This window comes from Aquitalea sp. S1-19 (assembly GCF_024343515.1).
On the sequence record NZ_RJTZ01000004.1, the window covers coordinates 35,412 to 47,685 of the forward strand.

The 12,274-nt window shown below is 63.3% G+C and carries 10 protein-coding genes; 9 read left to right on the forward strand and 1 reads right to left on the reverse strand.

What is annotated here, in order from left to right; all coding sequences use genetic code 11:
• Positions 1 to 430: 430 nt before the first annotated feature.
• The 7 genes from EGI20_RS01210 (at position 431) to oppF (ending at position 10,300) form a co-directional block, all read left to right on the forward strand.
• Entirely contained in the window at positions 431 to 1,519 is a 1,089-nt protein-coding gene (locus tag EGI20_RS01210) for an efflux RND transporter periplasmic adaptor subunit (RefSeq protein WP_498628973.1), read from the forward strand.
• A complete protein-coding gene (locus tag EGI20_RS01215) occupies positions 1,516 to 4,557 on the forward strand; it encodes an efflux RND transporter permease subunit (RefSeq protein WP_498628975.1) in 3,042 nt (1,013 codons plus the stop codon). Before EGI20_RS01210 ends, EGI20_RS01215 begins: the two co-directional genes overlap by 4 nt.
• 167 nt (positions 4,558 to 4,724) lie before the next feature.
• Entirely contained in the window at positions 4,725 to 6,341 is a 1,617-nt protein-coding gene (locus tag EGI20_RS01220) for a peptide ABC transporter substrate-binding protein (RefSeq protein WP_498628977.1), read from the forward strand.
• 131 nt (positions 6,342 to 6,472) lie between these two features.
• Complete coding sequence (gene oppB, locus EGI20_RS01225; RefSeq protein WP_124734933.1) at positions 6,473 to 7,393, forward strand: oligopeptide ABC transporter permease OppB; 921 nt, start codon at positions 6,473 to 6,475, stop codon at positions 7,391 to 7,393.
• 11 nt (positions 7,394 to 7,404) lie between these two features.
• Positions 7,405 to 8,325: an ABC transporter permease gene (locus EGI20_RS01230; RefSeq protein ID WP_498628979.1), complete on the forward strand. Its 921-nt coding sequence runs from the start codon at positions 7,405 to 7,407 to the stop codon at positions 8,323 to 8,325.
• A gap of 9 nt (positions 8,326 to 8,334) precedes the next feature.
• On the forward strand, positions 8,335 to 9,324 hold the full coding sequence (locus EGI20_RS01235) for an ABC transporter ATP-binding protein (protein ID WP_124734935.1): 990 nt from the start codon (positions 8,335 to 8,337) through the stop codon (positions 9,322 to 9,324).
• The gene (oppF, locus tag EGI20_RS01240) at positions 9,317 to 10,300 is read left to right on the forward strand and encodes a murein tripeptide/oligopeptide ABC transporter ATP binding protein OppF (protein ID WP_498628981.1); all 984 of its coding nucleotides are present in this window, start codon (positions 9,317 to 9,319) and stop codon (positions 10,298 to 10,300) included. The genes EGI20_RS01235 and oppF overlap by 8 nt, the downstream gene beginning before the upstream one ends.
• A 178-nt stretch (positions 10,301 to 10,478) precedes the next feature.
• Here the strand turns inward: oppF and EGI20_RS01245 are convergent, their stop codons facing one another.
• Positions 10,479 to 11,252 (reverse strand): tRNA threonylcarbamoyladenosine dehydratase, encoded by a 774-nt coding sequence (locus EGI20_RS01245; protein ID WP_498628983.1) that lies wholly within the window; start codon positions 11,250 to 11,252, stop codon positions 10,479 to 10,481.
• Positions 11,253 to 11,415: 163 nt separating this feature from the next.
• On the opposite strand from EGI20_RS01245, the gene EGI20_RS01250 reads away from it, so the two are divergent.
• Positions 11,416 to 11,643: a hypothetical protein gene (locus tag EGI20_RS01250; protein WP_160795562.1), complete on the forward strand. Its 228-nt coding sequence runs from the start codon at positions 11,416 to 11,418 to the stop codon at positions 11,641 to 11,643.
• Positions 11,644 to 11,762: 119 nt separating this feature from the next.
• On the forward strand, positions 11,763 to 12,274 hold a 512-nt coding region (locus EGI20_RS01255), incomplete at its 3' end, for a threonine aldolase family protein (protein ID WP_498628985.1).

Here is a 12,274-nt window from a genome sequence, read left to right on the forward strand (position 1 = left end):
TCCCGGCTCCCGGCTCCCGGCTCCCGGCTCCCGGCTCCCGGCTCCCGGCTCCCGGCTCCCGGCTCCCGGCTCCCGGCTCCCGGCTCCCGGCTCCCGGCTCCCGGCTCCCGGCTCCCGGCTCCCGGCTCCCGGCGCTCCCGGCTCCCGGCTCCCGGCTCCCGGCTCCCGGCTCCCGGCTCCCGGCTCCCGGCTCCCGGCTCCCGGCTCCCGGCTCCCGGCTCCCGGCTCCCGGCTCCCGGCTCCCGGCTCCCGGCTCCCGGCTCCCGGCTCCCGGCTCCCGGCTCCCGGCTCCCGGCTCCCGGCTCCCGGCTCCCGGCTCCCGGCTCCCGGCTCCCCACTCCCGGCCTTTCATTAATAAGTATTAAACCCCGCCCTCTGCTCCGCCCACCTGTCTTATCATGCAAGCTAATTATTTTGCCTGCGTGCCCTTATGAAACTCCTTGTTCCCCTTCTGGCCCTGTGCCTGCTGGCTGCCTGCTCCGGCGGCGAATCCTCCGCTTCTGCCCGCAAGGGCCCGCCGCCGGTGGCGATCAGTTCGACCGTACTCGCGGTGCAGCCGTTATCCGAAACTGTGCGCGCTTGGGCCGAGGTCGAGTCGGCGGTGGCGCCCGAAGTGGCGGCGGAAGTTAGCGGCCGTGTCGCGCGGGTGCTGGTTGATGTCGGACAGCAGGTGAAAGCGGGGCAGGCGCTGGCCGAAATCGAGCCGGGCAATCTGAATGATGCGCGTCTGGCGGCCGAGGCCGAGGCGGCACGCTATCAGGCCTTGCTGGCCGAGCAGCAGGCCACGGTCAGCCGCAATCAGGCGCTGGTGAAGCAGGGCTTTATTTCGGCGGCGGCGCTGGATGCCTCCATGTCGCAACGCGATGCGCTGCAAAAACAGCTGGCCGCCGCGCAGGCGCAAGCCAGCAGCAAGGGGCGCGATGCCGCGCGCGCGGTGATCCGTGCGCCGGTGGGTGGCGTCGTTGAAGCACGCGCCATCAGCGCCGGTGACTATGTCAATCCGGGCAAGGTGGCGTTCAGCCTCAACGCATCCGGCAGCCGGCGCGTGCGTCTGGCGCTGGGCGGGGCGGCGGGAGACCGTCTGCAGCGCGGTATGGAAGTCGCGCTTGGCAATGGTACACATCAGTTGAAAACCCGGATCAGCGAAGTGCGCGCCGGGCTGGATGCGGCCAGCCGGGCGCGCATCGCCTGGGCTGATCTGCCGGCGGATGCGCCATGGCGGGTGGGGGATGCACTGGATGCCGAGATCTCGCTGGCGCAGCGCAGTGCCTTGTCGCTGCCGGCGCAGGCGGTCATCGAGCGTCCGGCCGGCAAAGTGGTGTATGTGGTGGCCGCGGACAAGGCCGAAGAGCGCAAGGTGGTCACCGGCATGGTGAGCGGCGACCGTATCGAGATCCTGTCCGGGCTTAAGGCCGGCGACAAGGTGGCCGTGGATGGTGCCGGCTTCCTGTCCGATGGTGCTGCGGTGCGTGATGCGGCTGCCCGTGGCAAGCCGGGCGCGAAAGGAGCGGGCGCATGAGCTGGATTGCGCTGTTTGTCCGTCGTCATGTGCTGAGCTTTGTGCTGTCTGCCGTGATCGTGCTGTTCGGTGTGGTGGCCTACCAGAAAATCGGTGTGGACCGTTATCCTGCCATCGAGCAGCCGACGCTGACGGTGAGCACTTCGCTGGATGGGGCAACGCCGGCGGTGATGGACCAGAGTGTGACCCAGGTGATCGAGTCGGCGGTGAATAGCGTGCCCGGCATTGATACGCTGGAGTCCACGTCCAGCCCGGGGCGCTCGCAGGTCAAGATCACCTTTAATCTCGACAAGGATATCGACGTCGCCTTTAACGAGGTGCAGTCCAAGCTGGAGCGGGCACGGCGCCGTTTGCCGGACGAGGCCGATGCGCCGGTGGTGTCCAAGACCGATGCCGGTGCCAGCCCGATCATGTGGCTGACGCTGACCGGCGACCGCACCGAGCGCGACCTATACCAGTTTGCCAATAATGTGGTGCGCAAACAGCTGGAATCTATCGACGGCGTGGGCGAAGTGGCCGTGCGCGGGCGCGGCGAGCGGGTGATACGCATCGAGCTTGAGCCGCAGCAACTGGCCGCTTACAAACTGTCGGCGCAGGATGTGAAAGACGCGCTTAAGCGCGAACACCGGCAGGATGCCGGCGGCTATCTGGAGGCGGGGCCGCGCGAATTTCTGGTTGATCTGGACCAGGAATTCCACTCGGTGTCTGCGCTTAAGGGGCTGGTAATCGGCTGGCGCGGCGAAGCGCCGGTCAAGCTCTCCGATGTGGCGCAGGTGATGGACAGCGAAGGCGATGTGCGCAGCCTGGCGCGGCGCAATGGCGAACCGGCGGTCAGCATTGGCATCTCGCGCATCCCCAACACCAATACCGTTGCCATTGCCGACGAGGTATTGCGCCGGCTGGATACGCAGATCCGCCCGACCCTGCCGCCGGGGCTGCAACTGGCCGTGACGTCGAATACCGCCAGCTTCATCAATGAAATGGTCGGCGCACTCAAAGACCACCTGGTCGAGGGCACCATACTGGCGGGTCTGGTGGTATGGGGCTTTTTGCGTAACTGGCGCGCCACCCTAATTGTGTCGCTGGCCATTCCGGTGTCGCTGCTGGGCGCGGTCGCGCTGATGTATTTCATGGGTTACACCTTCAACACCATTACGCTTTTGGCGCTGCTATTGCTGATCGGCGTGGTGGTGGACGACGCCATCGTGGTGCTGGAGGCGGTGCATAGGCGCGAGGAAGCAGGCGAAGCACCGGAAGAGGCGGCGATACACGGCACCAGCGAGGTGGTGTTTGCCGTGGTGGCGGCGACGCTAAGCTTGGTGGCGATCTTCATGCCGGTGGTGTTCCTGACCAGTACCGTCGGGCGGCTATTTTCTACCTTTGCCGTGGTGGTGAGTTTCGGCGTGCTGGTGTCGTTGCTGGTGTCGGTGACGCTGACGCCCATGCTGTGCTCGCGTTTTCTTAAGGCTGAGCCGTCGCACGGGCCGGTGTACCGCTTTTTCGAGCGCGGTTTTGTCGCACTGGAAAATACCTATCGCCGCCTGCTGGCCTGGTCGCTGGCACACCGCGGCAAAGTCTTGTCCGCCTCGCTCTTGCTGGTGGTAGCGGGCTTTGCCATCGCGCTGCTGCTCAAGGGCGAGCTCTACCCCGAAGAAGACGAAGGCCGCTTCATGCTGTCGCTGAAAACGCCGATAGGCTCCAGCGTGGCGTATACCGATGCACGCACGCGCGACGTCGAGAAGAAGCTGCTGGCCATGCCCGAAGTCGACAATGTGCTGGCCATCGTCGGCGGTTTCGGCGGGCGCTCGGGCAACGAGACCATGATGATGGTCGGCCTTAAACCGGTGGCCGAGCGTAGCCAAAGCCAGAGCGAAGTGATCGGGGCGGTGCGCAAACAGATGGGCAGCGTGCCGGGCGTGCGCGTATCGGCCTTCCCCTTCCCGCGCGTGGGCGAGAGCCGTGGCGGCAAGCTGCAGTTTGCCGTGGTCGGCCCCGAGCTTGGCCAGATCCAGCGCATCAATGACGCACTGGTGGGCGAGCTGACCGCTATTCCCGGCATAGGCCGGCCCGATGTCGGCAGTGAAAGCCAGCTGCCTATGCTGGCGGTTCAGGTCAAGCGCGAGGCGGCCGCCCGTGCCGGCCTGTCCACCCAGCAGGTACTGGCGGCCGTGAATCTGCTGACGGCCGGCAGCAATGCCGCACAATTCTCCGACGGAGACGGCGAGCGCTACGATATCCGTGTCAAGGCGGCAACGGGCAGCCTGAACCGTGCCGCTGATCTGGAGTCGGTCTATTTGCGCAACAATCTGGGCGAGCAGGTGCCGCTGTCCAGCGTGGCCGAAATCAAGCCTACGCTTGGCCCGACCCAGATCGAGCGCATGGCGCTGATGTATTCGGTCGGCCTGTCAGCTTCTCCGTCCATGCCGCTGGCCGAGGCGATGAGCGTGGTACAAGCGGTGGCGCAGCCGCTGTTGCCACCGGGCTACCGCATCGAATTCAAGGGCGAGGCGCGCGAACTGGGGCGCTCCGGCGGTGAACTGGTGATGGTATTCGTGCTGGCCAGCCTGATGCTGTATCTGATTCTGGCTGCGCAGTTCAACAGCTTCGTGCAGCCGGCGCTGATCATGCTGGCCGAACCGCTGGCGCTGGTGGGCGGTCTGGCTGCGCTATGGCTGGCCGGGCAGACGCTGAATGTGTATTCGGTGATCGGTCTGGTGCTGTTGATCGGTCTGGTGGCCAAGAACGCCATTTTGCTGGTCGATGTGACCAACCAGTACCGCGCGCGCGGCATGGCAGTGGATGAAGCCTTGCAAACCAGCTGTCCGGTGCGGCTGCGTCCGGTGCTGATGACCTCGTTTACCGTGGTGCTGGCCATGCTGCCGGCCGCCCTGGGCTTCGGTGCCGGTGCGGCCACCAACGGTCCGCTGGCGGTAGCGGTGATAGGCGGCATGATCAGCTCGACCCTGCTGACCCTGCTGGTGATCCCGGCGGCTTATTCATGGGTGGAAAGCGCCTTGGCACGGCGCAATGTGAAATAAAAAGTCATACCTTGATGCAGTGTTGCAACAATATTTCAAGTGGGTACTTGAATGGCTTGTTTTGACGTGCGCATAATCGGCGTCATGTCAGACCCCTTAGCTGGGTCAGGCGCCATTTTGCAAACCCGAGCAGCAGACCGGGGCAACACCTCAAGGAGAAACCGAGTATGACTTTCAAGCTAGCGCGTAGCGCCATTTCCGCATCCGTGCTGCTGGCCCTGGCCAGCGGCGCAGCCTTTGCCGCCAAGGTGCCGGCCGGTACCGTACTTGCCGCCAAACAGGAGCTGATCCGCAACAACGGCTCCGAAACCGAAACGCTGGACCCGGCAGTGGCCGAGTCGGTTGGCGCCAACAACCTGACGCGCGACCTGTTTGAAGGCCTGACTGCAACCGACGCCGACGGCAAGGTCGTACCGGGCGTAGCCGAGAGCTGGAAGCAAGTGAATCCGACGACCTGGGTCTTCAAGCTCAGGAAGAATGCCAAGTGGAGCAATGGCGAGCCGGTGGTGGCGTCCGACTTTGTTTACGGCTGGCAGCGTTTCATTGATCCAAAAACCGCCTCGCCTTATGCCTCGACCTATGGCGCCTTTATCCTGAACGGCATCGAAGCGTCCGAAGGCAAGAAAGCCCCGTCCGAACTGGGCGTGAAAGCCATCGACAAATACACGCTGGAAGTGAAGACCCCGTATCCGGTCGCCTTCCTGCCTGACGTCGTGTCCAACCTGAATCTGGGCCCGGTGAACAAGGCCGCCATCGAGAAATACGGCAAGGACTGGACCAAGCCGGGCAAGCTGGTATCCAACGGCGCTTTCGTGCTGAAAGACTGGCAGGTCAACTCCAAGGTGGTGATCGAGAAGAACCCGCAGTACTGGGATAAGGGCAATGTGCAGCTGACCAAGGTCACCTATCTGCCTGTCGAAGACGGTTTTGCCGACGTGAAACTGTTCCAGTCGGGTGAGAACGACTGGGTCTACCAGCTGCCGCCAGCGACCTACGAAAAGTACAAGCAGGAGCTGCCAAAAGACATCCGCAACGCGCCTATGCTCGGCCTGCGCTACTACTCGTTCAACGTCAAGGATCCTGTGATGAAGGACAAGCGCGTGCGTCAGGCGCTGTCCATGGTCATCGACCGTGACCTGCTGGCGCAGAAGATCACCGCCGATGGCCAGGTGCCTGCGTATGGCGTGATCGTGCGCGGTACTGCCGGCGCCGACGTGACCGCTTACGAGTGGGCGAAGTGGCCGATGGCCAAGCGCGTGGAAGAAGCCAAGAAGCTGCTGGCCGCTGCCGGCGTCAAGCCAGGCTCCAAGATCAAGTTCACCTACAACACCTCCGAATACCACAAGAAGATGGCGATCTTTGCCGCTTCCGAGTGGAAGTCCAAGCTTGGCCTGAATACCGAGATGGAAAACATGGAGTTCAAGGTCTTGCTGAAGAAGCGCCACGACGGCGACTTCCAGATCGCGCGTAACGGCTGGGTGGCTGACTACAACGATGCGACGACCTTCCTCACCCTGGTGCAGTGTGGTTCCGACCAGAACGACAACGGCAACTGCAACCCGAAAGCGGAAGAGCTGATCAAGCAGGGCAACCAGAGCACCGACCCTGCCAAGCGCAAGGCCGCTTTGACTCAGGCCGCCAAGATGATCATGGACGACTACCCGATGCTGCCGCTGTTGCAGTACACGGTGCCGCGCCTGGTCAAGTCCTATGTCGGCGGTTACTCGACCAAGAACCCGATGGACCGCTATCGCAGCAAGGATATCTACATCATCAAGCACTAAGTCCGTGAGCTGATGTTGATGGCGGGCCGGCGCTGCGGTGTCCGGCCCGCCTTGTTCCATGCCTATGCCAACGATTGTCTTCTGCCCCCGTGCCCACAAGGCCAAGCGGTGTGCAAAGCGGAGCCTCTATCATGTGGTCCTATGTTTTCCGGCGCGTGCTGATGACGATACCGACCATTCTGGTCGTCATCACCGTCTGCTATCTGATGCTGCACCTGACTCCCGGCGGCCCGTTCGACACCGAGCGCAAGGTGTCCGAAGCCGTGATGGCCAATCTGCAGGCCAAATACCATCTCGACCTGCCCTTGTGGCAGCAATATCTCTATTACCTCAAGGGCCTGCTGCAGGGTGATCTGGGCGCGTCCTTCCGCTACGCCGACTGGAGCGTGAACGAACTGGTCGCCAAGGCGCTGCCGGTGTCGCTGACCATAGGCGGCGTATCACTGCTGATTTCCGTCGTGATCGGCGTGCTCCTGGGCACGGTCGCCGCGCTGCGCCAGAACAGTGCCATCGACTATCTGGTGATGCTGATCGGCAACCTGGGTAGCGCCTTCCCGTCTTTTGTCATCGGGCCGGTGCTGATTCTGGTGTTTGCGTTATGGCTGTCGTGGCTGCCGTCCGGCGGCTGGCAGGACTTCGAACTGCGCTATATGGTGCTGCCGATGGCGCTGCTGACCTTCATCAACGTCTCGACCATCGGCCGCGTGATGCGCGGCAGCCTGATTGAGGTGATGTCGAGCAACTTTATCCGCACCGCGCGCGCCAAGGGCCTGCCTACCCGCACCATCGTGCTCAGGCATGCGTTCAAGCCGGCCTTGATGCCGGTGGTGTCGGTGCTGGGGCCGCTGGCGATCTCGTCGATTACCGCGGCGGTGGTTACCGAGTCGGTGTTCTCCCTGCCCGGCATCGGCAAGCTGATTGTCAACGGCGCATCCAACCGTGACTACACGCTGGTGCTGGGGCTGGTGGTGCTGATTACCGTGCTGGCCGTGCTGCTCAACCTGCTGGTCGATCTGGCTTATGCCTTGCTCGACCCGAAAATCCGCTACTGAGCGAGGGCCTTATGTTGCTCAAGAACAAACAGAACGCCCTCGGCGACGCGCTGCTGGCTGCCGGCATCGATGCGCTGCCGGTGGCCGGGCGCAGCCCGTGGCGCGACGCGCGCGAACGCTTTTTCCGCAACAAAGCGGCGGTGGTGAGCCTGGTGCTGCTGCTGCTGATCACGCTGGCTTGCGTGTTCGGCCCGATGCTGCTGCCGCATTCCTTCGACGACACCGACTGGGATGCGATGGCACTGGCTCCGACCTGGCAGAACATGCACCTGTTCGGCACCGACGAGCTGGGGCGTGACCTGCTGGTGCGCACGCTGATCGGCGGGCGCATCTCGCTGATGGTCGGCCTGCTGGCGACTATCGCCTCGGTCGCCATCGGCATCGCCTGGGGTGCGACTGCCGGCTTTATCGGCGGCCGGGTCGATACCCTGATGATGCGTCTGGTCGACATGATGTACGCGGTGCCTTACCTGTTGATCGCCATCCTGATGGTGACCTTGCTTGGTCGCGAGTTCTATCTGGTGGTGCTGACCATCACCGTATTCTCGTGGATGGACATGGCGCGCGTGGTGCGCGGGCAGACGCTGGCGATCAAGTCCAAGGAGTATATCGAGGCGGCACACGCCATCGGCGTGTCGACCCCGGCCATCATCTTCCGCCATATTGTGCCCAACCTCTTGGGCATCGTGGTGATCTACACCACGGTGACCGTGCCGGGCGTGATCCTGACCGAATCGGTGCTGTCCTTCCTCGGTCTTGGCGTGCAGGAGCCGATGACCAGCTGGGGCGTACTGATCGAGGAGGGCACCGGGGTGATGGAAACCACGCCGTGGATGCTGCTGGTCCCCGGCGCACTACTGTCGCTGACGCTGTATTGCGCCAACTATATCGGCGACGGCATGCGCGACGCGCTTGACCCCAAGGACCGCTGAGGAAGCATCATGAGTCTGTTGCAAGTCAATAATCTGGGCGTCGAGTTCCAGACCGGCGACGGCGCGGTATTCGCCGTCAATGGCGTCAGCTTTGCGCTGGAGCGCGGCCAGACGCTGGGCATCGTCGGCGAATCCGGTTCCGGCAAGAGCCAGACCGTGCTGGCGATGATGGGCCTGCTGGCCAAGAACGGCCGCGCGACCGGCGAGGCGCTATACCACGGCCAGAACCTGCTGGCGATGAAAACGGCAGAGCTGAACAAGATACGCGGCAACCGCGTGGCGATGATCTTCCAGGACCCGATGACCTCGCTCAACCCTTATCTGACGGTAGAACGCCAGATGACCGAGGTGCTGCAGCTGCACAAGGGCATGAGCCGGCGCGATGCGAAAAAGCGCGCCATCGAGCTTCTGGACGCGGTGCGCATCCCCGAGGCGGCGCGGCGCATCGACATGTATCCGCACGAGTTCTCCGGCGGCATGCGCCAGCGCGTGATGATCGCGATGGCCTTGCTGACCGAGCCCGAGGTGCTGGTGGCCGACGAGCCGACCACCGCGCTGGACGTGACGGTGCAGGCGCAGATCCTCGCGCTGCTCAAGGAGTTGCAGCGCGACTTCGGCACCGCCATCGTGATGATCACCCACGATCTGGGCGTGGTCGCCGGCCTGTGCGAACAGGTGATGGTGATGTACGGCGGGCGGGTGATGGAGCAGGGCAGCGCCGACGAGATTTTCTACCGGCCTACCCACCCCTACACCATCGGCCTGCTGGGTGCCCTGCCGCGGCTGGATCACGACACCGCCGAACTGGTCAGTATCCCCGGCAACCCGCCCAATATGGCGCGCCTGCCCAAGGGTTGCCCGTTCAGCGAGCGCTGCAGCATGGCCGATGCGCGCTGTGCGGCCGAGTTGCCGCCGCTGGCGCCGGCCGGCGCCATCCTGCGCGCCTGTCACCGCGCGCCCGAACACGTGATGAAGCAAGGGGAGGCCATCCATGGCTGAAGCGCTATTGTCGGTACGCAATCTCAAGGTCAACTTCCAGATTACCCCGGCCGGTGCCTGGCCATGGACGGCGAAGAAAGATCTCAAGGCGGTAGGTGGCGTCAGCTTTGACCTTTATCCCGGCGAGACGCTGGGCGTGGTGGGTGAATCCGGCTGCGGCAAATCCACGCTGGCGCGCGCCATCCTCAACCTGATTCCTGCGTCCAGCGGCGAAATCGTGTGGCTGGGCAAGACCCTGACCGGCGGCAGTACCCGCGACTGGCATGCGGTGCGCCGCGACATCCAGATGATTTTCCAAGACCCGCTGGCCAGCCTAGACCCGCGTATGACCGTCGCGCGCATCATTGGCGAGCCGCTCAAGGTGCATAGGCCACAGCTGTCGGCCGACGAGGTGATGCAGCGGGTGCGGGCGATGATGAAGAAGGTGGGTCTGCGCGACGAGATGATCAACCGCTATCCGCACGAGTTTTCCGGCGGCCAGTGCCAGCGTATCGGTATTGCGCGTGCACTGATCCTCGAGCCCAAGCTGATTATCTGCGACGAACCGGTGTCGGCGCTGGATGTGTCGATTCAGGCACAGATCATCAACTTGCTGAAGTCCCTGCAGCAGGAAATGGGCTTGGCGCTGATCTTCATCGCCCACGATCTAGCGGTGGTCAAGCATATTTCCGACCGCATTCTGGTGATGTATCTGGGACGCGAAATGGAACTGGCCGAGAAGTCCATGCTGTATGCCAAGCCCAGCCACCCCTATACCCGCGCCTTGCTGTCGGCTATTCCAGTGCCAGACCCGGCGCTGGAGCGCAAAAAGGAAGTGCGGCTGTTGCAAGGGGATATTCCAAGCCCGATCAACCCGCCATCCGGTTGCGTATTCCGCACCCGCTGCCCGGAAGCGCAGACGCGTTGTGCCGAAGAAGTGCCGGCATGGCGTACGCTGGACAACGGCACGCGCTGTGCCTGTCATTTCGCCGGCTGAGGGCGGGGAATAGGGCAAGTCGTTTTCGCACGCTGTGCGGGCTCCTGCGGCATTTCATATGTAGGAGCCCGCATGGCGGGCGATGTGATCTTGCCTGGATCTGAAGGGCGGCCGCGATCCGTAAGCTGGGTGCTCCGTGCTACCGCTGCTGGCTTTGTTGCGTTTGAAATGCCGCGTCCTAGGCTTTTTTCGCCATCTCGCGCAGCACATAGGCCGCTGCCGCCATGCCGAAGCTGGCGGTGACGGTCATGCTGGCGCCAAAGCCGGCACAGGACAGGCCCTGCGGGCCATTGCCTGAGGCGGCATCGCAGCTTTTGACTTCGGGATAGACCAGCTGCTCGGTCGAGTAGACGCAAGGCACGCGCAGCTTCTTGCCCGGCTCGCGGCTGAAACCGTGGAATTTCTTCAGGTTGTAGCGCAGCTTGGATAAAAGCGGGTCATAGGTCACGACCGACAGGTCGGCCAGACGGATCAAGGTCGGGTCCATCTGGCCACCGGCACCGCCGGACACCACAAAGGGCTGGCGCTTTTTCACGCACCACGCCGCCATCGCGGTTTTGACGCGCAAGCCGTCCATGCAGTCGACCACAAAGTCGTAACCCTGCCCCAGCAGCGCATCCATATTCTCTTCGGTGACGAAATCCTCGATCTCGTGCACGACACAAGCCGGGTTGATGGCGCGCACGCGCTCGGCCAGCGCCGTGACTTTGGCCATGCCGTAGTTGGGGTCGAGTGCCGGCAGCTGGCGGTTGGTGTTGGATTCGGCAATATTGTCCAGGTCGATCAGGGTCAGCGTGCCGATGGCACTACGTGCCAGCGCTTCCACCGCCCACGAGCCCACACCACCGACACCGATTACGCAGACATGCGCACCCTGAAAGCGCGTCAGCGCGGCTTCGCCGTACAGGCGGGCAATGCCGCCAAAGCGGCGTTCAAGATCGGCGTCGTACATGGGTTTCTCCGCAGGGACAAAGGCGCGAAGGATACGGCAAAGGCGGCGACTCGGCCAGCCAAGTACCTGATTCATGGCAAGAGTTTGCCGTGTGACCTAGCCTTGAAGAGGTTCGCGGCATTTGCCGCCGGGCTAATGATTTTGTCCGTATGAGGGAGGTCACATGAAACCGCAGCCGTCGTTCGATATCGACTTTGACAAGCGCAATAACGCCACTTTGAGAATTGTCTGCAGCAAGTGCGGGCATGAAAATCCGCACCATCTCACGTCACTGTCCCCGGACGAAGACATCCTGTGTACCCAGTGTGCGACCAATATCACCCTGGACCTTGAGGGGATCAATCTGGCCACCCGCAAGGCCGCCGAAATCCGCCAAGCCTATGGCGCCTGACAATAGGTGACGGCATGACATAGCTGGTGTCACAATTGGCTCATCCGCCCGATGGGCATTTTATTTAAAAACGGCGGCCTGATGGCTGCCGTTTTGACATTCCAGACAAGGACCCGCCCATGCAATGGCTAGATGTTCGCAGCGATACCGTCACCCAACCGACCCCTGCCATGCGCGAGGCCATGTTCCATGCCGTGGTGGGGGATGATGTCTATGGCGACGACCCGACGGTGACCGAGCTGGAAACACTGGCCGCCGCCATGCTGGGCAAGGAGGCCGCATTGTTTGTGCCGACCGGCAACTTCGGCAACCAGCTCTCGCTGTTGACCCACTGCCAGCGCGGCGACGAAGTGATTCTGGGGGATGACTGCCATATTGTCTGGCACGAAACCGGCGGCGCGGCGGTGATTGCCGGCGTGCAGCTGCGCACCGTTGCCAGCGAGCGCGGGGTGATGGACCCGGCTGAAATCGCCAGGCGTATCCGCGTCGGCAGCGATATCCACTGGCCGAAAACCGGCCTGATCTGCGTGGAAAATGCCCAGTCCAGCGGGCGCGTGGTGCCGCTGGCAGTGATGGCGGAAACCGCCGCCATCGCCCGCCGCCATGGCGTACCGGTGCATCTGGACGGGGC

Coding starts and splice junctions, on each gene's coding strand:
- EGI20_RS01235 (WP_124734935.1), top strand. CDS start 8,335: ATGAGTCTGTTGCAAGTCAATAATCTGGGCGTCGAGTTCCAGACCGGC.
- EGI20_RS01210 (WP_498628973.1), top strand. CDS start 431: ATGAAACTCCTTGTTCCCCTTCTGGCCCTGTGCCTGCTGGCTGCCTGC.
- EGI20_RS01250 (WP_160795562.1), top strand. CDS start 11,416: ATGAAACCGCAGCCGTCGTTCGATATCGACTTTGACAAGCGCAATAAC.
- EGI20_RS01215 (WP_498628975.1), top strand. CDS start 1,516: ATGAGCTGGATTGCGCTGTTTGTCCGTCGTCATGTGCTGAGCTTTGTG.
- EGI20_RS01245 (WP_498628983.1), bottom strand. CDS start 11,252: ATGTACGACGCCGATCTTGAACGCCGCTTTGGCGGCATTGCCCGCCTG.
- EGI20_RS01230 (WP_498628979.1), top strand. CDS start 7,405: ATGTTGCTCAAGAACAAACAGAACGCCCTCGGCGACGCGCTGCTGGCT.
- EGI20_RS01220 (WP_498628977.1), top strand. CDS start 4,725: ATGACTTTCAAGCTAGCGCGTAGCGCCATTTCCGCATCCGTGCTGCTG.
- oppB (WP_124734933.1), top strand. CDS start 6,473: ATGTGGTCCTATGTTTTCCGGCGCGTGCTGATGACGATACCGACCATT.
- oppF (WP_498628981.1), top strand. CDS start 9,317: ATGGCTGAAGCGCTATTGTCGGTACGCAATCTCAAGGTCAACTTCCAG.